Raw genomic sequence first — 24,403 nt, forward strand, 5'->3', positions numbered from 1 at the left:
GAGTAGTGGTGAAAAACATACGCGCCATCCGGGGAATGAACGATATTCTCCCGGATGAAACCCCCTATTGGCAGTCCCTCGAGGCATGTGTGCGCAAGCTTTTGCGCGGTTATGGCTACGGCGAGATTCGCCTGCCGATCGTCGAGCACACCGAGCTGTTCAAGCGTTCCATCGGCGAAGTGACCGACATCGTCGAGAAGGAGATGTATACCTTCAACGACCGCAACGACGAGAGCCTGACCCTGCGCCCCGAGGGTACCGCGGGCTGCGTGCGCGCGGTCATCCAGCAGGGCCTGTTGGGCACGCCCCGGCGCCTGTGGTACAGCGGCCCCATGTTCCGCTACGAGCGCCCGCAAAAGGGGCGCCAGCGGCAGTTCCACCAGGTGGGCGCGGAGGTGTTTGGCATTGCCACGCCCGACATCGACGCCGAACTGATCCTGCTGTCGGCGCGGCTGTGGCGCGAGCTGGGGATCGCCGACGACGTGGTGCTGGAGCTCAACTCCATCGGCAGTGGCGAGGCCCGCGCGCGCTACCGCGCGGCCCTGGTCGACTACCTCGAGGCGCGCCGCGAGCGACTCGACGAGGACAGCCAGCGCCGCCTGCAGGGCAATCCCCTGCGCATCCTCGACAGCAAGAACCCCGACACCCAGGCCCTGCTGGACGACGCGCCCTCGCTGGCCGACTACCTCGACGACGAATCGCGGGCCGACTTCGCCCGCCTGTGCGGCCTGCTCGACGCCGCGGGGCTGTCCTACCGCGTCAACCCGCGCCTGGTGCGCGGGCTGGATTACTACAACAAAACAGTGTTCGAATGGGTCACCGATCGCCTGGGTGCCCAGGGCACCATCTGCGCGGGTGGTCGCTACGATGGCCTGGTGGAGCAGCTGGGGGGCAAGTCGACCCCGGGCATCGGATTTGCCATGGGCATGGAACGCCTGGTGCTGTTGTTGTCTGAACTGGCATCGCAGGGGGACGCGGTGGAGGACGGCGAAGCCGACCTCTACGCGGTATCGGTGGGTGAAGAGGCCGCCGCGGTCGCGCTGGCGGCGGTGGAGCGCCTGCGGGATGCGCTGCCCGATTGCCGCATCGTGCAGCACGCCGGCGGCGGCAGTTTCAAGAGCCAAATGAAAAAGGCCGACAAGAGTGGCGCCCGCCTGGCGCTGATCTGGGGCGAGGACGAGGTGCGCGCCGGCACCTGCGCGGTAAAATCCCTGCGCGATCCCGGCGGCCAGGAGAGCGTGGCGCTGGGCGAACTGCCCGAGCGCATTCGCGCCGCGCTGGCCTGGCGATAACAGCGGCCAACAGTGATAACAGTGGACCAGGACATAAGGAATCGACGTGGAAACATATCGCAGTGAAGAAGAACAGGTAGAGGCGCTCAAGCGCTGGTGGGACGAGAACGGTCGCTCCACCGTGATCGGTATCGCCCTGGCCCTGGTGGGGGTTTTCGGCTGGCAGGGCTGGCAGGAGTACAGCCAGGGCCAGCGCGACGCCGCGTCCGACATCTACCAGCAGCTGCTGCAGGCGGCGGGCGGGGCCGCGCAGTCGCCGGCGCAGCAGGGCGTGGCCGAACGCCTGGCCCAGCGCCTGAAGGACGAGTACGCGGGTAGCACCTACGCCCAGTTCGCCGGGCTGCAACTGGCCCGTCTGGCGGTGGCCGACGGCGATCTCGAGCAGGCCGAGAGTGAACTGCGCGCGGTGTTGGCCGACGCGAGCAGCGGCGGCGATGTCGCCCTGGTGGCGCGGCAGCGCCTGGCGCGTGTCGTGGCGGCGCGCGGCGAGACCGACGCCGCCCTGGCCCTGCTCGATGTGAGCGGCAGCCACCCCTACCAGGCCTCCTACGCCCTGGCGCGCGGCGATATCCTGTTCGGCGAGGGGCGCCGGGCCGATGCCCTGGGCGCCTATCAACTGGCGCGGCAGCTCGAGTCCGAGTCCCCCGGCCAGCTCAACCTGGCTTCTCTCGAGCGCAAGCTGGCGCGATTGAGCCCGGTGTCGCCCGAGGCGCCGGAGCCGGCGCCCACCGCGGCGGAGGTTGAACAATGATGCGCCGCGAACTGCGCTGGCTGGGCGCGGCGAGCCTGGTGATGTCGCTCAGCGCCTGCAGCACCGTAAAGGGCTGGTTTGAAATGGACGACGACGAGGACCCGAACCAGCCCGCCGAACTACAGGACATCAAAGAGACCGTGGACATTGACCGCCTGTGGTCCACGGGTATTGGCGATGGCCAGGGCGAGGGCCTATATCATATCCAGCCGGCGCTGTTGGGCGAGCGCATTTACGCCGCCTCCGCCGATGGCGAAGTCGTGGCCCTGGATCGCGAGCGCGGCAAGAAAATCTGGGACGTGGAACTGGAAGACCAGGCCCTGTCCGGCGGCGTGGGCGCCTATGAGGACAGCCTGTTCCTCGGTGGCGCCGACGGATCGGTGCTGCGCCTGGACGCCGGCGATGGCTCGGTGGTGTGGAAGCGCAAGGTGACTGGCGAGGTACTGGCGCCACCCCAGGGCGACGGCGACGTGGTGGTGGCCCAGACCTACGACGGCAAGCTGTTTGGCCTGGACTACGATACCGGCGAACGCCTGTGGACCTATGACAGCAACGTGCCGGTACTGACCATTCGCGGCACCAGCACGCCGGTACTGAACGACGGTATGGTCTACGCCGGGTTCGCCAACGGCCGGGTGCTGGCCTTCACCGCCGACACCGGCGCCATCGCCTGGGAAGTGCGCGTGGCAATTTCCCAGGGCCGCTCGGAGATCGAGCGCATTGTCGACATCGATGGCACCATGGCCCTGACCGGCAACGAACTCTACGCCGCGGCCTACCAGGGGCGCATTGCCGCCATCGAGGTCAACAGCGGCCGCAAGTTGTGGCAGCAGAACGTGTCGTCCTTCTCCGGCGTGTCCACGGGCTTCGGCAACGTCTATGTGGCCGACGAGGACGGTACGCTCACGGCCTACCTTCGCGGGGGCCAGGGCGTGCGCTGGACCCAGGGCGATCTGGCCTATCGCGAGCTGTCGCGCCCGACGCCGGTCAGCAGCTACGTGGCGGTGGCCGACCTGGAGGGCATTGTGCATATTATTTCCCAGGTGGACGGCAGCTTTGCCGGCCGCGTGAAAGTGGACGGCGACGGCGCCCGCGCCGACATGCTCAGCGACGGGAATGTCCTGTACGTCTACGGCAATAGCGGTAAACTGGCGGCCTACGAAATCAAGGCCCTGGACGAGTAGCGCACATGATCCCGGTCATCGCCCTGGTCGGCCGCCCCAACGTGGGTAAGTCGACCCTGTTCAACCAGCTGACGCGCAGTCGCGACGCCCTGGTGGCCGACTTCGCGGGCCTGACCCGGGACCGCAAGTACGGCGAGGCCCGGTTAGGCTCACGACCCTATGTGGTCATCGACACCGGCGGCATCAGCGGCGACGAGGACGGCATCGATTCGCAGATGGCGGGGCAATCCCTGCAGGCGATCGAGGAAGCCGACGCGGTACTGTTCCTGGTGGATGCCCGCGAGGGCCTGAACGCCGCCGACGAGGCCCTGGCGCGCCACCTGCGCCAGCGCAACAAGGCCTTCTACCTGGTGGTCAACAAGATCGACGGGGTGGACGCCGACCTGGCCACCAGCGATTTTTACTCGCTGGGCGTGGAGCAAATGTTCGCCATCGCCGCCAGCCACGGCCGCGGTGTCAGCGCCATGATCGAGTCGGTGCTGGCGCAGTTTCCGCCGCAGGAAGCCGAGCCCGGGGCGGACGATTGGCAGGGCATTCGGGTGGCGGTGGTGGGGCGCCCCAACGTCGGCAAGTCGACCCTGGTCAACCGCCTGCTCGGCGAGGAGCGGGTGGTGGTCTACGACGAGCCCGGCACCACCCGCGACAGTATCTATATCGATTTCGAGCGCAACGACCAGCACTACACCCTGATCGATACCGCCGGCATCCGCCGGCGCAAGAATGTGCGCCTGGTGGTGGAGAAATTCTCCATCGTCAAAACCCTCAAGGCGGTGGACGACGCCCACGTGGTGATCCTGGTGATGGACGCCCACGAGGGCCTGGTGGAACAGGACATGCACCTGCTGGGCCACTGTATCGAGGCCGGACGGGGCCTGGTGCTGGCGGTCAACAAGTGGGACGGCATCGAGTCCGACCAGCGCGACTGGATGCGCCACGAACTGCAGCGCCGCCTGCAGTTCGCCGATTACGCCGACACCCATTTCATATCCGCCCTGCACGGCACCGGGGTGGGGCACCTGTACAAGTCGATCGACGCCGCCCATCGCAGCGCCACCCGCAAGCTCAGTACCAACCAGCTCACGCGAATACTCGAGGGCGCGGTGTTCGATCACCCGCCGCCGATGGTCAATGGCCGGCGGATCAAGTTGCGCTACGCCCATGCCGGCGGCCAGAATCCGCCGCTGATCGTGATCCACGGCAACCAGACCGGCAAGGTGCCGGTCAGTTACCAGCGCTACCTGGAGAAGATTTTCCGCCGGGAACTGGACCTGGTGGGCACGCCGGTGCGCATCGAGTTCCGTACCGGGGAAAACCCCTACGCGGACAAGCGCAATAAACTCACCCAGCGCCAGGTGCAGCGCAAGCGGCGCATGATGGCGCACGTCAAGAAAAACAAGAAGAAGCGTTAATCGGCCCTTCGGGGCCTGGTTGAGGCTGCCTATGAACCATCATCCAGCACGCAAGCCGGATCTCGACAGCCGCGAACACATCGAAGCCTTCGTCGATCACTTTTACCGGCGCATGCTCGGCGATGAACAGCTGGCGCCGATCTTCATTGATGTGGCGCGGATAGAGCTGGATGTGCACCTGCCGCATATCAAGGATTACTGGTGCAAGCTGCTGCTTGGCGACACCGCTTACAACCGTCATACCATGAACATTCACCGCCAGTTGCATCGCAAGCGCGCCCTCGTCCCCGAGGATTTCCAGCGCTGGCTGGCCCTGTTCACCGCCACAGTCGATGACTACTACGCCGGCGAGAAAGCCGAGCGGGCCAAGCGCGTGGCGACCTCGATCGCGGGCAATATGCAACACAGCCTGGGATAGCCCATCATTTCACGGCCCGAACGGCCTGTCACAATAGTTTCGATTTTCTGTCACGCCGCCGTTGCAAGAACGTAACAGGGCGGCGGCAAGCTATTGGCCCCGAGCAGAGACACCAGAACCCGCGAGATCGCCTCGCGGTGGCGTTGCCTTTGTCGTTCACAACACTGACAACAACACCGATATCTCCGAGAGAGGGCCTATGAAACGCAAGTTCACACACCTGCTGGTTGCGGGCGCGACGTTCCACGCCTGCGTGGCGGGAGCGCAGGTATTGCCGGCGGACCAGGCGGGCAATAGCTGGTTCACCCAGGGGCAGGCCGCCGTCCAGGGCAAGGGCGCCGCCACCGCTGGCGCGGCAAAGAACGTCATACTGTTTGTCGGTGACGGCATGGGGGTCTCCACTCTCACCGCGGCGCGGATTCGCGCCGGGCAACTGCAGGGCCAGTCCGGGGAAGAGGGCTTGTTGAGCTTCGAGCAGTATCCCCATACCGCGCTGGTGAAAACCTACAATGTGGACGCGCAGACGCCCGACTCCGCGGGCACCATGACCGCGATGATGAGCGGCCTGAAAACCGATGTGGGCGTGATCGGCGTGGACGAGGACATCGAGCGCGGCGACTGCGCCACCGTGGCGGGCAATGAGGTGGCCACCTACCTCGAACTGGCGGAAATCGCCGGCATGTCCACCGGGGTGATCTCCACCGCACGCATCACCCACGCCACTCCGGCGGCGACCTACGCCAAGTCCGCCGACCGCAACTGGGAGGATGTTTCCGACATGCCCCAGGCCGCGGTGGACGCCGGCTGCGAGGACATCGCCAGCCAGCTGGTGAACCTGGAGGCCAACCTGGAGGCGCGCTACCCCGGTGTCGACGTGGACGGCATCGACGTGGTCATGGGCGGCGGCCGCCGCCACTTCCTGCCCAAGGATCCGGCCTTCAACAGCCACGACGCGGTAAGCGCCACCGAGGGTGATCGCAGCGACGGCCGCGACCTGACCGCCGAGTGGCGGGAACTGTACCCGGAGGGCGACTACATCGTCGACAGCGCGGGCTTCGCCGCACTCGACACCGACGCCACCGGCAAGGTACTGGGCCTGTTCAACGAATCCCACATGCAGTACGAGGCCGACCGCGGCAACGACGTTGCCGGCGAGCCCTCGCTGACCGAGATGACCACCGCGGCCATCGAGGTGCTCGACAATAACGACGAGGGATTCTTCCTGATGGTGGAGTCCGGGCGCATCGACCACGCCCACCACGCCGGCAACGCCTACGGCGCCCTGGCCGACACCATCGAGCTGGCGCGGGCGGTGGAAGCGGCGCGCGCCGCCACCAGCCCGGAGGACACCCTGATCCTGGTCACCGCCGACCACAGCCATGTATTCACCATAGGCGGCTACCCCAAGCGCGGCAATCCGATCCTCGGCAAGGTGGTCAATGTGGGCGCCAGCGAGCCGGCCCTGGCCGCCGACGGCCTGCCCTACACCACCCTGGCCTATGCCAACGGGCTCGGTTTTCGCGACCTGGGCGACGAGACCGATTCCGACGCGGGCTACGCCGGCGAGCCGGTCAGCGGCCGGGTGGACCTGAGCGCCGTGGACACCGAGTCCCCCGGCTACCACCAGGAGACTATCGTGCCGCTGGCGTCGGAAACCCACGCCGGCGAGGACATCACGCTGCACGCCTCCGGGCCCGCCGCTGAATTTGTCGGCGGCACCGTGGAGCAGAACATGGTCTTTCACATCATGAACAAGGCGCGTCGCCTGATCGCGGAATAAGGAATGAAAATGAACAAGATTGCAAAAGCACTGGGACTGTCCGCGCTGGTGTTCGCGGTGGCGGCCTGCGACGACGGCAGTGATTCCAATTTCAGCCCGACCCCCACCCCGGACCCCGTTGACCCGCCGGCGCCGGATCCGGATCCGGTAACCAGCCTGACACCCCAGGACCTGGAAACGAATACCGGCAATCCCTGGTTCGCGGACGCCGAGGCCAGGCTGGCCGCGAGGCAGCCCCAGGCGCTGGTCGCGCAACGGGGCAAGGCCAGGAACGTCATTCTGTTCGTGGGCGATGGCATGGGGGTTTCCACCGTCACCGCCGCCCGTATTTTCGCCGGACAGAAGGAAGGCAAAAATGGCGAGGAAGGCTACCTGAGCTTCGGCGAATTCCCCTTCGCCGGCCTGTCCAAGACCTATAACGTGGATGCCCAGACGCCGGACTCCGCGGGCACCATGACCGCGATGATGAGCGGCCTCAAGACCGACGTCGGCGTGATCGGCGTGGACGAGGACATCGAGCGCGGCAACTGCGCCACCGTGGCGGGCAACGAGGTGATGACCTACCTGGAGCTGGCCGAGGTGGCCGGCATGTCCACTGGGGTGATCTCCACCGCGCGCATCACCCACGCCACCCCGGCGGCGACCTACGCCAAGTCCGCCGACCGCAACTGGGAGGACATCTCCGACATGCCGCAGGCGGCGGTGGACGCCGGTTGCGAGGATATCGCCAGCCAGCTGGTGAGCTTCGAGGCCAACCTGGAGGCGCGGGTTGGCGGTGCCGATGTGGACGGTATCGACGTGGTCATGGGCGGCGGCCGCCGCCACTTCCTGCCCAACGACCCGGCCTTCAACAGCCCCGACGCGGTAAGCGCCACCGAGGGTGATCGCAGCGACGGACGCGACCTGACCGCCGAGTGGCAGGCCATGTACCCCGAAGGTGCCTACGTTTTTGACAGCGCGGGCTTCGCGGCGCTGGATACCGGGTCGACCAACAAGGTACTGGGGCTGTTCAACGAGTCCCACATGCAGTACGAGGCCGATCGCGGCAACGACGTCGCCGGGGAACCCTCCTTGACCGAGATGACCACCGCCGCCATCGAGGTGCTGGACAACAACCCCGAGGGTTTCTTCCTGATGGTGGAATCCGGACGCATCGATCACGCCCACCACGCCGGTAACGCCTACGGCGCGCTGAGCGATACGGTGGAAATGGCCCGGGCGGTGGAAGCGGCGATGGCGGCGACCAACCCCGAGGAAACCCTGATCATCGTCACCGCCGATCACAGCCACGTGTTCACCATCGGCGGTTATCCCAAGCGCGGCAACCCGATCCTGGGCCAGGTGGTCAACGTGGGTGAGAACGCGCCGGCCCTGGCCGCCGACGGCCTGCCCTATACCACCCTGGCCTACGCCAACGGCCTGGGTTTCCAGGACCTGGGACAGGAAACCGATTCCGACGCGGTCTACGGACTGGAACCCCACAGTGGCCGCGCCGATACCAGCAGTGTCGACACCGAGGCCCCCGGCTATCACCAGGAGGCGCTGGTGCCGCTGGGTTCGGAGACCCATGCCGGCGAGGACGTGGGGCTCTACGCGACCGGCCCGGGCGCGCACCTGGTATCGGGCACCAACGAGCAGAGCGTGGTGTTCCATATCATGGATTACGCCGCGGACCTGATCGCCCGCGCCGAGGATGCCATCTGAGGGCAGGCCTGAAATTCGGGCTATATGTGGTTCCGGGGGCTTCGGCCCCCATTTTTATCGGTGGAAGTTCACGTTGCAATGAAATCACTGTGGATGACGGCGGCCGCGCTGGCCGCCTTGCTGTTTCACCCCGCCTCGGCAGTGGCCGGTGCGGACCCTTCCTGTGGCGTCGGTGGCCAGGTGTACGGGGCGGAGTACCGTATTCGCACGATTGCCGCCGATAGCCAGGAAAGCGAGCCCGACATCCTGCGCCTGGTGCGCGGAACCGATCGGGTCATGCATGTCTACCCGGCCACCGGGCGCGCCGATCTGTGGGAGCGCAATTCGCGCGGCGGCACGCACTTCACGCGTTACTACGACGACGCCGCGCGCGGTATCGAGTTCTACCAGGGCAACCCGGCGGAACCGCGCAGCCAGATGGACTGGGACCGGGCCTGGCAGTTGGTGCCCTCCGCCATATTGCGCGAACACTCTCCGCGCGACAGTCGCCGGCCGGCCGGCTGCTTTCCGGTGGAGGACTATGCCTACACGGTGCGGGGCGCCGAGCACCACTTGCGCTGGCTGCCCGGTCAGGCCCTGATACAGCGGTTGGAAATCCGCGCGCCGGAGGCCACGCGGGTGTGGGAATTGACCGCGCTCGTCACCGGGGACGACGCCTTTGCCGTCGAGCAGTCGCACCGGGCGGACTACGTTGTCATCGACTTCGCCGATCTGGGCGACCAGGAGTCGGACCCGTTCTTTCGCTCATTGACGCATGACGGCGTGCCGGCCCACGGCCATCACTGAGCGGCTTCCGTTCAGCTCGGGCCCGGGCACTGCGCGGCGAGTACTTCCTCCACCGTGGGTCCCTCCACGGTGGTGTGGCGGCGGTGCCGCACCTGGCTTTCCTTCACCTCGGCGATGTCGGTCAGGAACTGGCTGTACCACTTGCGCACCAGGTTGACCGGTCCATCGCCGTCACACAATAGCGGGTTGTCGATCACGCATTTGTTGTTCCAGATATCCACGTCCTGCTGGAAGGATTCCACGTTCTTCTCCGCGTAGGCCTCCAGCATGGCCGCATTGGCGGTGTCGTCCAGGGTCGGGTCGCGGCGCACCATGACGCCGAAGTTGATCACGAAGCGCTGCATGTCCACCGGGATATGGCTGACCAGCAGGTGCACCTTCATCGGCCGGCCGTCCATGGCGCCGGTCATGGTGGTGGTCATGTAGGCCGGCCCCTCGTAGGTGGCCACACTGGTGATCAGACTGTCCTCGCCCTCGGTGAGGATTTGGTGGCCGCCCACCATGTACTGGATGAATTTGTGGCCGGCCATTTCGTTGCTGAAGGATTTGACCGTGGAGTAGTGAATCGGGCCGAAGTGGGCCATGTCGGCCATGTTGTCCACCAGCTCACGGCCCTGGGACTCAATGGGTATGGCGCGCATCGCCCAGTCGGTCCACTGTGGTGAATACCAGTCCGCGAGTGCCTCCGGCTCCTGCTCCGCCAACGGCGGGTTGCGCTCGGGGTCCTGCCACAGGAACACCAGGCCGTTTTTCTCCAGCGTGTGCCAGGCGCGAATCACCGCCCTGTCCGGAATGCGTTTGGCGTAGGGGATCTCGTCGCAGACCCCGTCCGCCCCCCAGCTCCAGTGGTGAAAGGGGCAGACCACCGAGTCGCCGCAGACGCGGCCCTTGCTGAGGTCGCCGCCCATGTGGGGACAGTAGGCATCCAGTACATGGACTTCGCCGTCCCGCTCGCCGCGGTAGGCGACCAGCTTGGTGCCGAATACCTCCAGGGTGCGCGGCGCGGTGGTCACGCTGGCGGTGTTGCCGATCACGTACCAGCCGCGCGCGTAGCGTTCCACCCTTGGCGCGGCCTGGATTTCATAGGGTTGCCGGGGACGTTGGTGAGCTGTCATGTCGATACTCCATTCATCGGGTGCGGTTGCTCGATAGCAGCGGCTGGCGGGGTCACGGATCCCGTTATAGGTGAAGCTCCCCGTGGATTACTTGATATGGATCAAGCGACAGCGTCTCGCGCATGCCAGGGGGGCTGCGCGCGAGGAGAAGTTCAAGCAATCAGACCCGTCGCGCGCGGCGGCCCGATGGCTGGCTCAGGCCTTGCGGCGCTTGCGCGGGGCTTTCGACCCCAGTGTCGCGGAGCCTGTCCGGCGGCTCTCGCGGGGGGCGGGCTTGTCGCGGTAGCGCTCCGTTTTCGGCGCGGTATTCAGCCAGTGGGCCTCCTCGAGCTCGTAGCGGTGCAGGATGTCGTCCAGGGTACGGCCGATACGGGTGGTGGTGTGGATGGCGGGAATTTTAGGCCAGGTGCCGCGCTCCCCGGCGCGCACCAGGTCGACGAACTCCTCCTGGCTGAGAATCTTGAGCAGCTTGCGCAGGCTGCCGAAGCCATAGGGCGGGATGATATTGATATCGCCGGTGAACTGTTGGTCGATCAGGCCGTTGACGGCGTTCATGACGCTGCCGCTGCGGGAGCCCACCCGGGTGTAGCGCTGGGCGGTGTGCAGGCTGCCGCGGACGAACTGCTTGGCGGCCGCCACCCAGGCGTCCGAGAGAATGCTGTACAGCCCCGGTCGCGGTGTCGTTTCCCGGCCCAGCCCCGGCATGACCTGGCTGACAATGAAGTGATTGACGCCGTACATGCGGGCGAGCCGCTTGGCGGGCAGGTCCTGTGAAAATGAGCCGTCGATCCAGCGCCGTTGTGGCAGGTAGGGGCGTTTTCTGCCGTTGTCGTCGGTGGCCTCCAGTACCACCGGGGGAAACACCCCCGGCAGCGCGGCGCTCGCCATCACCGCCGAGCGGATGGTGACATTGGGCGAGGCAATGTGGTTGAGCAGGCGCGACTCCTGTCGGGGTTCCGCCGGTGAGATGGTGATATTGATGCTGCGGCCGGTTTTGCGATAGGCCTCGAGAAAGGTCAGGTCCGGGATCAAGCGCGCAAAGGCCTCGCGCACCGCGGGCAGGTAGGCCTCTTCGTCCATGCCGAGACCGATTTTAATGCCCTCGGGGTTGTCGGTCATGGCGCGGGCCAGGGTGTTGTCCTCGAATAGCGCCAGGTACTCGCTGTCGCTGCGGGTGCCCACCACGGCGGCCACGAAGGCGCCGGCGCTGGCGCCGGAGATCACCACCGGGCACAGCTGCTGCTCGATCAGTGCCTTGAGTACGCCAAAGTGAAAGTAACCCAGCGTGCCGCCGCCGCTCAGCATCAATGCGGAACGGCCGTAGCAGTGACTGGCGCGGCGGTAGAAATCCAGTTTTTCCGCCAGTGGAATATCGCCGCCACCGTCCCCGGCCAGGTGTTCCAGCGCGTCGCAGATGGCGTCGATGTACTCCGTGATCAGGTGCTTGGTGCCGCAGCGGGCGCGCCGGTAGAGGTCGTAGTTGCCCATGCCGGCCATGTTGCCGTGAATGCCCTCGTTGAGGGCGAACAGCAGGCCCCTGTCATTGCCCGCCAGGCGCAGTTCCTGCAGCCGGTCGAGGCGCCGGCGCACGCTCAGGTGGTCGTAGCGGCGGGATTCGGGAATGCGTCGCCAGATGGCGGCGCCGGAGATGTCGTCATGTTCCCGGGCCAGCTGCCGCCACTGCTTGTAGTCCCCGGCCTCGGTCATCGCCCGTTCGATGTCCCGCAGCTGTTGCCGCTGGGCCGGTGATACTGTGGATCGCGTGATAGTGCCGTACATCTGTTTCACCTCGGTATGTGCCGTGCCAGTTTGCCCACTTGCCAGTCCGCGACATGGCCGGATGCCCGCACCTCAGGCTCCGGCTCCGCGCTTGCGGCGCGCGGCGGTGCGCTTCCTGGCCGCCGCCGGCAGCAGGGCCTTGGCCAGTTCGTCAAAAGCCTCCTGCAGGCACCGGGCGTAGAATTCGGGGTCCGGCAGCATCTGCCGGCAGGCAGTGAACGACAGGGAGATGGTGCCCTCGCCGTGCTGCACCGTGGAGTAGACCACGTGGAACAGGCCGACATTGGGAAACAGCGGCCCCAGGCAGAAGTTGCGGATCAACTCGGCGCCGCAGAGGTACTGCGCGAAGGGCGGCCCCGGCACGTTGGTGACCACGGTATTCATCACCACGCTGCTCTCGGCGAGGCCGGTAACGGCGGCCGCGCGCAGGGCCACCCCGAGGACACTGCCCGGTATCAGGTCGGTGATGTCCAGGGCGATGCGCGGCCCCAGTGCCTGGGCATAATCCTTGGCTTCGACGGATTTGCGGTGTATCGCCAGCAGGCGCTCCCGGGGGTCGGCAATATGACTGCACAGGGAGAGCCCCATGAAACCCACCATATTGCCGCCGCTGGCGCGCTCGCTATCACTGCGCACGTCAATCGGGCAGCCGGCGGCCAGGCTCTGTGCGGGCAGCTCGCCCCTGGCATCGAGGTAGCGACGCAGTCCCCCGGAGACGATGGCCAGCATCACGTCGTTGACCGTCGCGCCCGGGGCCGCATTCTTCATGGCGCGGATTTTACCGAAGTCGAATTCACGGGCCTCGACCACGCGGTGGGGGGAAATAGGGCCCTGGAAACGGGTGCGAGGCAACTTGCCCAGGTGTTCGAAACGGTGCTCGGCATAGCCGCGCCGCAGGCGCAGCGCGGTCGGTACCGCGTCGCTCGCCAGGTGCCACAGCTTGCCGGGCAGCCGCCAGGCGTCCAGGTAGGCGCGCCCGAGCATGCCCAGTGGCGACGGTTTTTCAACGATCCAGGGCGGCGCGGGAGGCGCGGGCGCCGGTTCCGGGCTCCGGTCGTGGACAATGCCCATGAAACGCGCGCCGGTGGCCCCGTCCATGGCGGCGTGATGAACCTTGAGCAGCAGCGCGAAGCACCCGGGCGGCAGGCCCTCGACACCGTCCAGGCCCTCGATGACATACATTTCCCACAGCGGTTTATCGCGTGCCAGTGGGACCGCGTGCAATCGCGCCGCGAGGATACAGAGCTGGCGCCAGTCGCCGGGTTTGGGCAGGGCGATATGGCGCAGGTGGTACTCCAGGTCGAAGTGGGTGTCCTCCGTCCAGTAGGGCTGGCCGAGGCCGAAGGGCACCGGCGCCAGTTTGCGCCGAAAGATCGGGGACAGGTGCAGCCGGGATTGCAGCATGTCGTGAATGGCGGCAAAACCGGGCCGGCCCCCCGGTGCGGAGGACGGGTCGTAGATCGAGACGCCGCCGATGTGTTGCGGCAATCCCTTGAGTTCGGCGTGCAGGAACATGGCGTCCTGCCCGGAGAGTTGCTGCATGGCTCGCCTCCAGGGGTGACCTGGAGGGAGCATAACGCGCCCGGCGGCGATTGACCAAGCGTGGTGGAGCGGCCCGGTGCGCCGCGGTGGAGAAAATGACGCCGCTTTGCGCTATATCAAATGCCGTTCACCAGCAGGGTGTCCCTGGCAACGCCGAGGTGGCGTTCGGCATCCGCGTCGAGCTGGTAGTCGCGGCTGTCCACGCCGGACACGTAGAGCCAGCGCGCCTGTGCGCTGTCGGCGGTAAAGGTCGCTTCGACAAAGCCCCGATTGACCAGGTTGGCATAGCGCAGGTCATCGACCAGGTTCACCGCCAGCGGCCCGAACAGGGCCGCGTTGTCGGCGCCGATTACCGCCTCCGCGCCGGGGGAACTGACGCTGGGACACGCGAACTCGACCCCCACCACCTCGCCGTCGGCGGCGGTGAGCTGCGAGGCCCAGGCGTTGTGGGTATCGCCGGCGAACACCACCAGCCGTGACTGCAGCTGTCGCGCGTGGTTCAGCAGATCGTCGCGCTCAAAGGCGTAGCCATCCCAGGCGTCCGGATTCAGGGGGATGGCGGAGTCCAGCAGCGCCTGCTCCGCGGCGCTGCGATCCTGTGGCGCCTTGCCCTTGGCGGCCACCGCGGTGAGTGCCGCGGCGGTGGCTTCCTCCAGGGCACTGTCGCCGCCAATGGAGGTGGCGAGGGCGCGCACCAGGGGTTCCGGCATTGCCTGGCGCGCCATCAGCACCTGTTGCCCCAGTACCTGCCAGCGCGCGCCGCTGTCGCTGAGCGCGCCCTTGAGCCAATCGAGTTGCTCCCCGCCGAGCAAGGTTCGCGCGCTGTCGGCGACGGCCGCCCGCGCCGCCACCGGGTCGATCACGCCGCCGTTGGCGAAGGCCGTGTAGTCCACCTGGCGGTCGCGACCGATGTTGCGTGTATCCAGCATCAGCAGGTCCACCAGGTCGCCGTAGCGGAAACGGCGGTAGATAATCTCCCGCGCATCCGCCGGCGGCCGTACCGGCAGCCACTCGTACCAGGCCTGGATCGCCGCCGCGCGGCGTTCGCCGTAGCCGCCCTCGCTGTCGGGGCTGTGGTTCTCCGCGCCCTCGCGCCAGGCGTCGTTGGCCACCTCGTGATCGTCCCACACTACGATAAAGGGGTGCCGGGCGTGGCAGGCCTGCAGGTCGGGGTCGCCGTGGTACTGGGCGTAGCGGGCGCGGTAGTCCGCCAGCGAGACGATCTCGGTTGGCGGCGTCACCACGCGACCGTAGGCCTCGGCGCGCTCACTGGCGTAGCCATCGGCGCCGTATTCGTAGATGTAGTCGCCCAGGTGCAATACCGCGTCCACCTCGCGTCCGGCAACCTCGCGGTAGACATTGAAAAAGCCGGCCGGGTAGTTGGAGCAGGACACCACGGCGAAACTGACGCTGGCGAGGGCGCCGGTCGCGGCGGTGCGGGTGCGCCCGACCGGCGAGCTGTTGTCGCCGCTGCGAAAGCGATAGAAATAGTCGCTGCCGGGATCGAGGCCCACGGCGTCCACCTTGAAGGTGTAGTCCACCGCGCTGGTGGTTGTGTCCTGTCCGCTGGCCACGACCTGCTCGAAGGCCTCGTCGAGGGCAAGCTCCCAGTCCACCGCCACGGTGCCCTCGCGCTCGGGTGTCACCCGGGTCCACAGGATGACCCGGTCGTCGAGCGGGTCCCCGGAGGCCACCCCGTGCTCGAAGGTGGCGGGCACGCTGTCGATGGGGGTGTCGCCATCGGCGCGCGAATCCGAACTGTCGGAGCAGCCCGCGAGGTTGGCGGACAGCAGGGGCAGCAGGGCGCTGGCGCCAATGCCCTTGATCAGGGCGCGGCGTGTGAGGTGGCTTGGCGGCTGGGGCATTGGCGGCATCCTTGTCTGAATTGCATCATGCTAGTCGGGCTGTGTTGCGGTTCCGTGAATGCCGCAACGGCAAAAAAATTCCCGGCTATTGTAACTTTTCGGGCCGCCGCGGCGAATCCGTGATTGAACCTGTCGTTTATCCAAGGAGATATCACCATGATTCGCACGCTATTGAGCACCGCCGCCGGCCTGGCCCTGTCCTCGGCGGCTTGGGCCTGGCCTGGCTTCGACTATGAACTGACCATCACCAATATCACCGCCGGGCAGACCTTTACCCCGCAACTGGTGGTCACCCACCCCAATGCCGCCCGGGTTTTCAAACTGGGCGAGCCGGCCGGCGCGGCGTTGGAGATACTTGCCGAGGGAGGCGACACCCACCCGCTGGCCACTGCCCTGGCACCGGTGGCCACCGATATCACCACCATAGACGGCTTGCTGGGGCCGGGGGAGAGCGCCAGCGTGGTGATCAGTGGCCGCGTTCGCGATGTCGTCTCGCTGGCGGCGATGCTGATTCCCACCAACGACACCTTCGTGGCCCTCGACGCCGCGCCCTTGCCGCGCTGGGGGCAAACCCTGGAGCGGATGGTTCCCGCCTACGATGCCGGCACCGAAGCCAACGACCAGGATTGCGCCAGTATTCCCGGGCCGGTATGCGGTGGCGAGGGGCATTCGCCCGGGCCCAATGACGGAGACGAGGGCTTTGTCCATATCAGCGATGGCTTTCACAGCCTGGGCGAGGGCGACGGTATTCTCGCTCCCGCCCAATACGATTGGCGCAATCCGGTGGCGCGCATTACAGTGAAACGTATGCGTTAGTGGAGGTCGGGCCCATTGCACCCGCGGCATGCCATCGGATGAGTCGCGCTGGTCACGGTTGATGGCCAGCGCCCAGCGCGGCGACGAGAGCGATTACCGGCAGTTGCTGGAAGAGCTGTCGCGGGCTATCCATGGCTTTCTGCTCGTCCGCATCGGGGCGACTCACTTTACCGAAGATTGCGTGCAGGAGTGCCTGGTGGCCATCCACTGCGCGCGGCACAGCTACGATCCCGGCCGGCCCTTCAAGCCCTGGCTGTTTGCGATAGTGCGGCACAAGGCCGTCGATGTCCTGCGCCGCCAGGGCAGTTACGAGCGCGCCCGGGCACGGCAGCGCGAGCTGTTGCAGGTGGCCGCGCTCGACGCCGACCCGGGTGAATACCTCACGGCAGGCGAGGGGCAGTTGCTCGGCAAGCTGGTCACCGGCCAGCGCGAGGCGATCACCCTGACCAAGATCGAGGGTTTGAGCACCGCGGAAGCGGCGCGGGTGCTGAATATTTCCGAGTCCGCGGTGAAGGTGCGGGTGCACCGGGGATTGGGCCGATTGAAGCAACTGATGGCAATGGAGTGATGGTGACCACCGAACTGTTGATTCGCGACCTGAGCCGTGACCTCGCGCCGGTCAGGCCGCGGCGTGCGCCCGGTGTCCTGGCCCTGGTCTGGTTGGTAGTGGCCCTGCTCGCCGTGGCCGCCGCGACCAGTTTTACCGGCCCCTGGCGCCCGGGCGTTCTCGCGCAGCTGGGCGCGGCGCCGCGCTTCGCCCTCGAGGTCGCGCTGGGACTGCTGTCTGTGTCGGGACTGTCGGTGTACCTGTTTCGTCTTGCGATACCCGGCAGGGCGAGCCGGCGAGGCGCGGTGGCGGTCACCGCGGTGTTCGCCATGTGGTTGTGGGTGTTGCTGTGGAACGCGCTGGCGCCGCCCCTGGCGCCATCGATGCTCGGCAAGCGGCCCCACTGCGCGGTGGAAGTGGTCCTGTTTGCCCTGTTGCCGGCCTTGTGCGGCGCTTGGTTGCTGTTGCGGCGCTATCCCCTGCGGCCGGTTGCCACCCTGTCCGGTATTGTGTTGGCGTCCGCCCTGCTGCCGGCCCTGCTGATGCAACTCGCCTGCATGTACGACCCCGTCCACGGAGCCCTGTTCCACTGGCTGCCGGCGGTGATACTGTCGCTGTCGGCCGGCGCCCTTCTCTACGGGCTGCGGCGGCGCCTGTGGGGCTTCATGGACAATCGCCGGGAGATCCCGGACCGGTTTCGCTCCCCCCCACACTGAAATCGCCATCGCGGCACCGCGCCTTGCGACGAACCGTGCCCCGCCTGGGATGAACGGGTGGATGGCGGTTTGCAGCGCTCGCGACAGGTGTTATAGTTACATATAACACCATAGCATTGAGGCGCCTGATAATGTATCTTCATACCGACAAGCCGGCCCTGCGCCGGCCGGGCAATGCCCTGCTGACGGGCGGCCTGCTGTTTCTCGCCAGTAGTTTGATCAGTGTCGCCGGCGGCGGCATGGCGGCGCTGACGACATTCGCGGTGTTGGGCGCCACAGTGGCGCTGCTCCGGCCTGACGGGCGCGGAAGCCGCCGCGGCACCGATATTGTTCCGGGATAGTGAGGAACCCGATATGTGGAAAACACTCTGTTTCGCTTTCCTGTCCGCCCTGGCCGCGCCATTGATGGCGGAGACCCAGCGGGTGGAGGGCTTGGAGTTCGACGCCGTGCTGGTCTATGGCGACGTGGAGGTGGAGATCAGCCAGGGTGACAGCCGGGAGCTGTTGATACGCGGCGACCGCGACGACCTGGACAAACGGCCCTTTCTGGTTGAGGACGGCTCCCTGGTCCTCGGGTTCAGCCGCGACCACCGCCGAGAGAATTTCTCCGGCGTGAAATTCCGCCTGGTGACGCCGACACTCGACCACCTGGAACTCAAGGGCTCCGGCGATGTGTACGTGACGCCCCTGCGCATCGACGATCTTTTTGTGTCGGTGGGCGGCAGCGGCCGGGTGCGCCTGTTCGAGTTGCGCGGCGACGACCTGACCCTGCAGATGAGTGGCAGCGGGGCAATCCAGGCCGCCGAACTCGATGTGCGGGACCTGACCATCAGTCTCTCCGGCTCGGGTGATGTGCAACTGGGTGCACTGGCGGCTGAGGCCGTCGAGGTGTCGCTGCGCGGCTCCGGCGATGTGTCCCTGGCGGATGGCGGCGCAATCCGCGACCTGGAGGCCAACATCGTCGGTTCGGGGGATATCGACCTGCGCGGCCTGGATACCGTGAGCGCCGAGATCAATATTGTCGGCTCCGGCGATGCGCGCATCGGCGAGGTGGAGGAGCTGGAAGTCAATATCCTCGGCAGTGGCGACGTGGTTTTCCGTGGCAATCCCGAGATAGAACAGACCGTGCTCGGTTCGGGCGACTTGCGGAACGAGCGCTGAAACCGCGCCGGGAGTGGATCGTGTCAGTGGAATGGAACGACAAACAACCGATTTACCGACAGCTGAGAGACAGGGTTGTGGAGCGCATTATGGATGGGAGTTTCGCCGAGGGCGAGGCGGTGCCCTCGGTTCGACAGGTGGCCGCCGATTTCCAGATCAATCACCTCACCGTGGGCAAGGCCTATCAGGAACTGGTGGACGCCGGCCTGCTGGAAAAGCGCCGCGGCCTGGGCATGTTCGTCACCGATGGCGCGCGCAGGGCCCTCACTACCGGCGAGCAGGAACGCTTCCTGGAAGAGGAGGTGCCTGCCTTCGCCGAGCGGGTGCGGGTACTGGGTCTGGATATGGGGAATGTCGTGAAACAGCTGCTCGACAATGGGGGTGGACAATGAGTCAGGTGATCGAGGCGAGAGACCTCAGCCGCCGTTTCGACCAGGTGCAGGCCGTGGACAAGGTGGACCTCAGCCTGTCGGCGGGGTCGGTGCTGGGTTTGATCGGTCCCAATGGCGCCGGCAAGACCACGCTGCTGCGCGCCCTGTTGGGCTTGACCGATTGTGACGGCGAGGTGTCGGTACTGGGGATCGACCCGCGCCGCGACCATGCCCGGCTCATGCAGCAGGTGTGCTTTATCGCCGATACCGCGGTGCTGCCCCGCTGGATGACGGTACGGCAATTGCTGGACTACGTATCCGGCATCCACCCGCGTTTTCAACGGCGCCAGGCCGAGCAGTTCCTGGCCACCACAGAGGTGGGGGCCAAGCGCAAGGTGAGGGAGCTGTCCAAGGGCATGACCGTGCAGCTGCACCTGGCCCTGGTGATGGCCGTCGATGCGAAGGTGTTGATCCTGGACGAGCCGACCCTCGGTCTCGACCTGTTGTTCCGCAAGCGCTTCTACGAGCAACTGCTCAACGACTATTTCGACGACGAGCGCACCATCATTATCTCCACTCACCAGGTGGAGGAGGTGCAGCATATCCTGACCGAGGTGGTGTTCATGGATCGCGGACGGCTGATCATGCACAAGCCGATGTCCAGCTTTGACGAAGAATTCGCGGAGTTGCATGTAGTGGGCGAGGCCACGGCCCGCGCCGAGGCCATCCCGCACATTGGCTCCCGCACCATTCTCGGCGGCAAGGCCATTCTCTACGAGGGGGTGGACCGTTCGTTGCTGGAGTCACTGGGGGAAGTGAGGACGCCCTCGGTGTCCGACCTGTTCGTCGCCAAAATTGAGGGGGCGCAAAACCATGTCTGAATCACCCTTCTCGCGCTGGTTCACGCTACTGCAGCGGGAACTACAGGAATACCGTGTGTCGCTGTTGTGGACCCCCCTGGTCACCGCGCTGTTGCTGGTCGCGGTAATGCTGGTCAGCGCCGTGGTGGCCAACCGCATCGCCGCGGTCGGGCAGGCCTTTATCGAGGTGGTGACCCAGGACGAGGCGGTGTCGGGGATGAATATCACCATCCAGATCGATGACGAGCCAAATGGGGGAGAGGCCGACTACCGTATCGAAACCGAGACGTCGCCGGTGGCGGAGGGTGAATGGAACTTCTCCCGCGAATGGTCCTTCAAGCCGCGCGGCGGCGCCGACCAGCCGCCGTCGGGCGAGGCGCCCTCGGATGTGGTTACCGCCGAACGCCTGGCGCCCTTCAACGCGCTGCTCGCAGTGGTGAGTGTCCTGATGAGCCTGGTACTGGTGGTGGTGACCGTGAACTACCTGCTGGGTTGTCTGTACGACGACCGCCGGGACCGCTCCATCCTGTTCTGGAAATCCATGCCGGTGTCGGAATGGGAGGTGGTGCTGTCCAAGCTCATCGTGGCCCTGGTGGTGGCGCCGCTGGTGTTTCTGGCCGCGACTGTGTTGATACAGCTGGCCTCCACCCTGGTGGCCATGCTGGTGGTGTGGCGCATGGACAAGGACCCCTTTGAGCTGGTGCTGGGTAATTTGCAGTTCGGCCAGTTGCTGATGCAGCAGGTGGGGAGCTGGCTGGTCACCGCGCTGTGGGTGGCCCCGGTCTACGCCTGGTTACTGGTGGCATCCGCGGCGGCCCGGCGCTCGCCCTTCCTGGCCGCGGTGGTGCCGGTGGTCGTGCTGGTGCTGCTGGAGGAGCTGCTGTTTGGCAGCGACTACCTGCGTTCGGCCATCGGCAACCATATCCCGCATCAGGTGGGCGGCGGTACCTCCGCCGGTTTCAGCCTGCTTGGCCCCGAGTGGTCCGCCTTGAGCCTGCTCAGCCTGGCCGGTGGTCTCGCCGTCGCCGTGGCCCTGGTCGCCGGTGCCGTGTGGCTGCGGCGGCACCGCTGGGAGATCTGACGGCGCGTCAAGCGCGCCGCGTATTCAAGCCCTGGTGGAGTTCTGCCTCCACCCACACTCCAGCCCGCACTGCCGCCCCTTTCAGGCCTGAAAGGGGCCCGAGCCATCCCGGCCGGATTCCCGCTCCTTCCCTTGCAATCCGCACTTGTCGATAAGCCGCGCCTGTTGCCGATCCCCGCAGGGGGTAATCCTGGCACGTAGAGACAAGGGGTGTGAGTTTAAACACCTGTATAGTCGTTTCAGTTCCGCCTGTCTCCGCTGCTGGAGACGCGGGACCGGTTTACTTGCCTGGGTGAAAATAGTGAGAAACGAGCATGGCTGAACAACGATCTGTTGAGGATATCATTGAGTTGTACGTAAGAGGGACCTACGAGGGCTGCGCCGAAGATCTGTGTCGCTGTTTTCACGATAGCGCGGTGATGAATGGCTACCTTGTGGGTGAACTCATGATGACCTCGCCAAGGCCCTTCATTGAAGAAGTGAGTAATTTCCCCGTCAAGAATTCCGGCTGTGAATACAGGCATGAAATTCTTCATACCCACATCGAGGGCAACGTCGCGGCGGTGACGCTGCGGGAGTCCGGGTATCCGGGGGGAATGTGCTTCACCAATCTCTTCCACCTCATCGACGATGGCTCCGGATGGAAAATCATCAGCAAGACATTTACCGGAGGTTATGAGCCCTAGGGGTGTCAAAGAAAACCTAACGACGGGGCCGGATTCGTCGAAATACAAACAATGGATGTGAGCTGTTCGCCGTGTCGAACAGCTGAACCGGGCCGGCCGCGGGCGTGCCGACGAAGCGTGCGATGCCAAACAGGCGCCTTCGCTTGCGCCGCCTGGATCCTATGTGAGGAACGTGGAATGTATAAAAGTATAAAAATGCTCTCCGCTCATGGTCTTTTGATGGGCGCCATTGGAAAAGTTGGCGGCATAACCGTAATCGGCTGTGTTGGCGCGGGCTACGCCGGAATGTCGAACGCTTCCGGAGAATCCATGGCTCCCGGCGCCGCTGGCGGGGCTCTGGAGGAGGTTGTGGTTACCGCGAGGAAGAGGGAGGAGCGTCTTCAGGATATCCCGATTGCGGTAACGGCGCTGGCGGAGAATGACCTGATACAAAGGGGCGTCACGGGTGTTGCCGAGTTGAGCAAGTCCGTGCCGAATTTCACGGTGGATTCACAAAGCTCCGTCGGCGGAATGGGGATGCGGGGCATTGTCAACGTCACGCGCAATATTGGCTTTGAAAGTGGCATGGGCGTCTATGTGGATGAGGTGTATGTGGGCCGCCCGGCGGCCTTCAACAAGAACCTTGTTGACATAGCGCAAGTGGAAGTGCTTCGCGGTCCACAGGGTACGCTTTTTGGCCGCAACACGATTGCGGGGGCCATCAACATTACAACAAAAAACCCCGGCGATGAATTGGAAGGAAATATCAGGACTACCTTCGCGAACCATGACTCGTCCAGGATCAGCGCGGCAGTCTCGGGGCCGATAATTGAAAACACGCTTTACGGCAGGCTTAGTGTCCTGCTCGACAATCGGGAGGATGACTATATCGAGAATAGTGCGGGGCCGGATATAGGCAGTGTGCGGGAACGAGGTTTCAGGGGAAAGCTACGCTGGGTGCCCAGGGATGATCTGGAGATAGCTTTGACGGTCGATTCGACAACGACCGAAGGAGCATCCAACGTTTTTGAGCTAAGCGAAATTGGCCCAGAGGCGCCGCCGGGTTTCAGTATACCCACGCCGGAAATGCGCCAACCTAACGTGACCCAGCAAGACTTCATGTCCAGGGACGATAGAGATACCCGGAGTGGGTCGTTGCGCGGAATTTGGGATATTGCTGACGACCTGACCCTGGTTTCCGTTACCGCATACAATGAGGTGAACTTCGAAGTCCTTTCCGACAATGATTCCCGGGGCGTCAGTCTCTCTCATTCGTCATTCAACGATGATTCGCGTCAGTTCAGCCAGGAATTCAGGCTGCAAGGGGTGCTTTCGGAAAGGTGGGACTACACAGCGGGCCTTTTCTACCTGGATCAGAAGGCTAGCGCGGAACGCAGCTCCACGGCCACGGCGCCAATGAACCCGCTTACTGGCGATCCGCTGACGCGGGCCCAGCTCGGTCCGTTCTTTCCCCTGTTTGTGGTTGGAGAGACGAACAACGCCGGCAATACCGTCGCTCCCATCGGCAATATCAGCAGTTCCGCGGAAGTTCGAACGGAGGCCCTGGCGATCTTTGCAAGCTCGGACTTTGATCTGGCGGAGAACCTGACCCTGAACACCGGGCTTCGATACACCAAGGAGGAAAAGTCCCTTGATTTCATTCAGGACAATACCTCGTTTACCCTGCATCCCGATGTTGTTTCGCGGCCAGGGATAGATGATGGCGCCTGGTCGGGAAACCTGAGTCTCACCTACATCCTCGACCAGACAACCTTGTATGGCTCAATAAGCCGGGGCTACAAGAGCGGAGGGTTCAATCCGGATATCGTCCCCAGCGGAGACGAAATTGTGTTTGACAGTGAGACTGTCTGGTCATATGAAGCGGGCCTTAAAGCCGAGCTGGCCGATGGACGCGCGCGAGTGAATGCCGCGGTTTTCCTCACGGATTATGATGACCTTCAGGTTCAGCGGCTCGCCTATACACCGGTTGGCAAGGGGTTTGCAATCACCAACGCTGACCAGGCGGAAATCTGGGGTGTTGAACTTGAAGCGCTTTTTGTTCCCGTCAATGGACTTACCCTCGGTGCAAGCATCGGTTATACCGATCCCATCTATAAGGAATTTAAAGAGTGCGCATCGGGGCCGGGTGGTAGCAATGCGATAGATTGCGATGGAAACCAGCTCAATAACGCCTCCAAACTGAATGCCAGCGCCGCCGTTCAGTATCTGTTCTCCATCGGTGATCCGGGGCAGGTGTATGTCCGGGCCGATTGGTCGTATCGGGACGAAGTTTTTATCGAGCCGACGAATACCGGACGAACGCGGGTTGACTCCCGGGAGCTGGTGGACGCACGGGCTGGTTTTTACTCGAGTGACCAGAAATGGGAGCTGGCGATATGGGGTAAGAATCTCGCTGACAAGGAGTATGTGCACACGGTTTTCTATATACCGACCTTTGATATCACAAGCAGCCTGTTCGATATCGGAAGAACCTACGGTGTCGATATTTTCTATAACTTTTAATCTCGTGTTTGTAGTTTGAACCCATGCCAGCTGTCTCT

The 24,403-nt window shown here is 64.9% G+C and carries 22 protein-coding genes; 18 read left to right on the forward strand and 4 right to left on the reverse strand.

Annotation, left to right across the window (positions count from 1 at the left end):
• Positions 1 to 8 precede the first annotated feature (8 nt).
• The 8 genes from hisS (at position 9) to JYP50_RS06115 (ending at position 9,324) form a co-directional block, all read left to right on the forward strand.
• Positions 9 to 1,292, forward strand: coding sequence for a histidine--tRNA ligase (gene hisS / locus JYP50_RS06080; protein ID WP_347136732.1), 1,284 nt, complete (start codon positions 9 to 11; stop codon positions 1,290 to 1,292).
• A gap of 46 nt (positions 1,293 to 1,338) precedes the next feature.
• Positions 1,339 to 2,043 (forward strand): tetratricopeptide repeat protein, encoded by a 705-nt coding sequence (locus JYP50_RS06085; protein WP_206559593.1) that lies wholly within the window; start codon positions 1,339 to 1,341, stop codon positions 2,041 to 2,043.
• The gene (gene bamB, locus JYP50_RS06090; RefSeq protein WP_241262869.1) at positions 2,040 to 3,227 is read left to right on the forward strand and encodes an outer membrane protein assembly factor BamB; all 1,188 of its coding nucleotides are present in this window, start codon (positions 2,040 to 2,042) and stop codon (positions 3,225 to 3,227) included. The genes JYP50_RS06085 and bamB overlap by 4 nt, the downstream gene beginning before the upstream one ends.
• A 5-nt stretch (positions 3,228 to 3,232) precedes the next feature.
• Entirely contained in the window at positions 3,233 to 4,636 is a 1,404-nt protein-coding gene (gene der, locus JYP50_RS06095; RefSeq protein ID WP_206559594.1) for a ribosome biogenesis GTPase Der, read from the forward strand.
• Between the two features lie 31 nt (positions 4,637 to 4,667).
• Positions 4,668 to 5,054 carry a group III truncated hemoglobin gene (locus tag JYP50_RS06100; RefSeq protein WP_206559595.1) on the forward strand — a complete coding sequence of 129 codons (387 nt, stop codon included), beginning with the start codon at positions 4,668 to 4,670 and terminating at the stop codon, positions 5,052 to 5,054.
• Between the two features lie 199 nt (positions 5,055 to 5,253).
• Complete coding sequence (locus JYP50_RS06105) at positions 5,254 to 6,834, forward strand: alkaline phosphatase (RefSeq protein ID WP_206559596.1); 1,581 nt, start codon at positions 5,254 to 5,256, stop codon at positions 6,832 to 6,834.
• Between the two features lie 9 nt (positions 6,835 to 6,843).
• A complete protein-coding gene (locus JYP50_RS06110) occupies positions 6,844 to 8,538 on the forward strand; it encodes an alkaline phosphatase (protein WP_241262870.1) in 1,695 nt (564 codons plus the stop codon).
• Between the two features lie 78 nt (positions 8,539 to 8,616).
• A complete protein-coding gene (locus JYP50_RS06115) occupies positions 8,617 to 9,324 on the forward strand; it encodes a hypothetical protein (RefSeq protein ID WP_206559598.1) in 708 nt (235 codons plus the stop codon).
• 11 nt (positions 9,325 to 9,335) lie between these two features.
• On the opposite strand, the gene JYP50_RS06120 is transcribed toward JYP50_RS06115, so the two are convergent.
• The 4 genes from JYP50_RS06120 to JYP50_RS06135 form a co-directional block, all read right to left on the reverse strand.
• The gene (locus JYP50_RS06120) at positions 9,336 to 10,439 is read right to left on the reverse strand and encodes a Rieske 2Fe-2S domain-containing protein (RefSeq protein WP_206559599.1); all 1,104 of its coding nucleotides are present in this window, start codon (positions 10,437 to 10,439) and stop codon (positions 9,336 to 9,338) included.
• 195 nt (positions 10,440 to 10,634) lie between these two features.
• Positions 10,635 to 12,218 carry a DUF3336 domain-containing protein gene (locus tag JYP50_RS06125; protein ID WP_206559600.1) on the reverse strand — a complete coding sequence of 528 codons (1,584 nt, stop codon included), beginning with the start codon at positions 12,216 to 12,218 and terminating at the stop codon, positions 10,635 to 10,637.
• A gap of 72 nt (positions 12,219 to 12,290) precedes the next feature.
• Positions 12,291 to 13,760 carry a wax ester/triacylglycerol synthase family O-acyltransferase gene (locus JYP50_RS06130; protein ID WP_206559601.1) on the reverse strand — a complete coding sequence of 490 codons (1,470 nt, stop codon included), beginning with the start codon at positions 13,758 to 13,760 and terminating at the stop codon, positions 12,291 to 12,293.
• A gap of 116 nt (positions 13,761 to 13,876) precedes the next feature.
• Positions 13,877 to 15,625 carry an alkaline phosphatase D family protein gene (locus tag JYP50_RS06135; RefSeq protein WP_206559602.1) on the reverse strand — a complete coding sequence of 583 codons (1,749 nt, stop codon included), beginning with the start codon at positions 15,623 to 15,625 and terminating at the stop codon, positions 13,877 to 13,879.
• 156 nt (positions 15,626 to 15,781) lie between these two features.
• Here JYP50_RS06135 and JYP50_RS06140 point away from each other — a divergent pair, with 156 nt between their 5' ends.
• The 10 genes from JYP50_RS06140 to JYP50_RS06185 all read left to right on the forward strand — a co-directional run bounded on the left by JYP50_RS06140 (position 15,782) and on the right by JYP50_RS06185 (position 24,365).
• Complete coding sequence (locus tag JYP50_RS06140) at positions 15,782 to 16,441, forward strand: spondin domain-containing protein (RefSeq protein WP_206559603.1); 660 nt, start codon at positions 15,782 to 15,784, stop codon at positions 16,439 to 16,441.
• A 28-nt stretch (positions 16,442 to 16,469) separates the two neighbouring features.
• The gene (locus JYP50_RS06145) at positions 16,470 to 17,009 is read left to right on the forward strand and encodes a sigma-70 family RNA polymerase sigma factor (RefSeq protein WP_206559604.1); all 540 of its coding nucleotides are present in this window, start codon (positions 16,470 to 16,472) and stop codon (positions 17,007 to 17,009) included.
• Complete coding sequence (locus JYP50_RS06150; protein WP_206559605.1) at positions 17,009 to 17,704, forward strand: NrsF family protein; 696 nt, start codon at positions 17,009 to 17,011, stop codon at positions 17,702 to 17,704. Before JYP50_RS06145 ends, JYP50_RS06150 begins: the two co-directional genes overlap by 1 nt.
• A 131-nt stretch (positions 17,705 to 17,835) precedes the next feature.
• Positions 17,836 to 18,045, forward strand: coding sequence for a hypothetical protein (locus JYP50_RS06155; RefSeq protein ID WP_206559606.1), 210 nt, complete (start codon positions 17,836 to 17,838; stop codon positions 18,043 to 18,045).
• A gap of 13 nt (positions 18,046 to 18,058) precedes the next feature.
• Entirely contained in the window at positions 18,059 to 18,865 is an 807-nt protein-coding gene (locus JYP50_RS06160) for a head GIN domain-containing protein (protein ID WP_206559607.1), read from the forward strand.
• 26 nt (positions 18,866 to 18,891) lie between these two features.
• The gene (locus JYP50_RS06165) at positions 18,892 to 19,257 is read left to right on the forward strand and encodes a GntR family transcriptional regulator (protein WP_431311292.1); all 366 of its coding nucleotides are present in this window, start codon (positions 18,892 to 18,894) and stop codon (positions 19,255 to 19,257) included.
• Positions 19,254 to 20,117 (forward strand): ABC transporter ATP-binding protein, encoded by an 864-nt coding sequence (locus tag JYP50_RS06170; protein ID WP_206559608.1) that lies wholly within the window; start codon positions 19,254 to 19,256, stop codon positions 20,115 to 20,117. Before JYP50_RS06165 ends, JYP50_RS06170 begins: the two co-directional genes overlap by 4 nt.
• Positions 20,110 to 21,177 carry an ABC transporter permease subunit gene (locus tag JYP50_RS06175; protein ID WP_206559609.1) on the forward strand — a complete coding sequence of 356 codons (1,068 nt, stop codon included), beginning with the start codon at positions 20,110 to 20,112 and terminating at the stop codon, positions 21,175 to 21,177. Before JYP50_RS06170 ends, JYP50_RS06175 begins: the two co-directional genes overlap by 8 nt.
• A gap of 314 nt (positions 21,178 to 21,491) precedes the next feature.
• The gene (locus JYP50_RS06180) at positions 21,492 to 21,863 is read left to right on the forward strand and encodes a nuclear transport factor 2 family protein (RefSeq protein WP_206559610.1); all 372 of its coding nucleotides are present in this window, start codon (positions 21,492 to 21,494) and stop codon (positions 21,861 to 21,863) included.
• Between the two features lie 177 nt (positions 21,864 to 22,040).
• Positions 22,041 to 24,365 carry a TonB-dependent receptor gene (locus tag JYP50_RS06185; protein ID WP_206559611.1) on the forward strand — a complete coding sequence of 775 codons (2,325 nt, stop codon included), beginning with the start codon at positions 22,041 to 22,043 and terminating at the stop codon, positions 24,363 to 24,365.
• Positions 24,366 to 24,403 lie beyond the last annotated feature (38 nt).

Source organism: Parahaliea mediterranea, assembly GCF_017255185.1.
Taxonomy (GTDB): Bacteria; Pseudomonadota; Gammaproteobacteria; order Pseudomonadales; family Halieaceae; genus JAFKCZ01.

Excerpts from the sequence above, each read along its gene's own strand:
- bamB (WP_241262869.1), top strand. The coding sequence starts at position 2,040 with ATGATGCGCCGCGAACTGCGCTGGCTGGGCGCGGCGAGCCTGGTGATG.
- der (WP_206559594.1), top strand. The coding sequence starts at position 3,233 with ATGATCCCGGTCATCGCCCTGGTCGGCCGCCCCAACGTGGGTAAGTCG.
- JYP50_RS06100 (WP_206559595.1), top strand. The coding sequence starts at position 4,668 with ATGAACCATCATCCAGCACGCAAGCCGGATCTCGACAGCCGCGAACAC.
- JYP50_RS06105 (WP_206559596.1), top strand. The coding sequence starts at position 5,254 with ATGAAACGCAAGTTCACACACCTGCTGGTTGCGGGCGCGACGTTCCAC.
- JYP50_RS06110 (WP_241262870.1), top strand. The coding sequence starts at position 6,844 with ATGAACAAGATTGCAAAAGCACTGGGACTGTCCGCGCTGGTGTTCGCG.
- JYP50_RS06115 (WP_206559598.1), top strand. The coding sequence starts at position 8,617 with ATGAAATCACTGTGGATGACGGCGGCCGCGCTGGCCGCCTTGCTGTTT.
- JYP50_RS06120 (WP_206559599.1), bottom strand. The coding sequence starts at position 10,439 with ATGACAGCTCACCAACGTCCCCGGCAACCCTATGAAATCCAGGCCGCG.
- JYP50_RS06125 (WP_206559600.1), bottom strand. The coding sequence starts at position 12,218 with ATGTACGGCACTATCACGCGATCCACAGTATCACCGGCCCAGCGGCAA.
- JYP50_RS06130 (WP_206559601.1), bottom strand. The coding sequence starts at position 13,760 with ATGCAGCAACTCTCCGGGCAGGACGCCATGTTCCTGCACGCCGAACTC.
- JYP50_RS06135 (WP_206559602.1), bottom strand. The coding sequence starts at position 15,625 with ATGCCCCAGCCGCCAAGCCACCTCACACGCCGCGCCCTGATCAAGGGC.
- JYP50_RS06140 (WP_206559603.1), top strand. The coding sequence starts at position 15,782 with ATGATTCGCACGCTATTGAGCACCGCCGCCGGCCTGGCCCTGTCCTCG.
- JYP50_RS06145 (WP_206559604.1), top strand. The coding sequence starts at position 16,470 with ATGCCATCGGATGAGTCGCGCTGGTCACGGTTGATGGCCAGCGCCCAG.
- JYP50_RS06150 (WP_206559605.1), top strand. The coding sequence starts at position 17,009 with ATGGTGACCACCGAACTGTTGATTCGCGACCTGAGCCGTGACCTCGCG.
- JYP50_RS06155 (WP_206559606.1), top strand. The coding sequence starts at position 17,836 with ATGTATCTTCATACCGACAAGCCGGCCCTGCGCCGGCCGGGCAATGCC.
- JYP50_RS06160 (WP_206559607.1), top strand. The coding sequence starts at position 18,059 with ATGTGGAAAACACTCTGTTTCGCTTTCCTGTCCGCCCTGGCCGCGCCA.
- JYP50_RS06170 (WP_206559608.1), top strand. The coding sequence starts at position 19,254 with ATGAGTCAGGTGATCGAGGCGAGAGACCTCAGCCGCCGTTTCGACCAG.
- JYP50_RS06175 (WP_206559609.1), top strand. The coding sequence starts at position 20,110 with ATGTCTGAATCACCCTTCTCGCGCTGGTTCACGCTACTGCAGCGGGAA.
- JYP50_RS06180 (WP_206559610.1), top strand. The coding sequence starts at position 21,492 with ATGGCTGAACAACGATCTGTTGAGGATATCATTGAGTTGTACGTAAGA.
- JYP50_RS06185 (WP_206559611.1), top strand. The coding sequence starts at position 22,041 with ATGTATAAAAGTATAAAAATGCTCTCCGCTCATGGTCTTTTGATGGGC.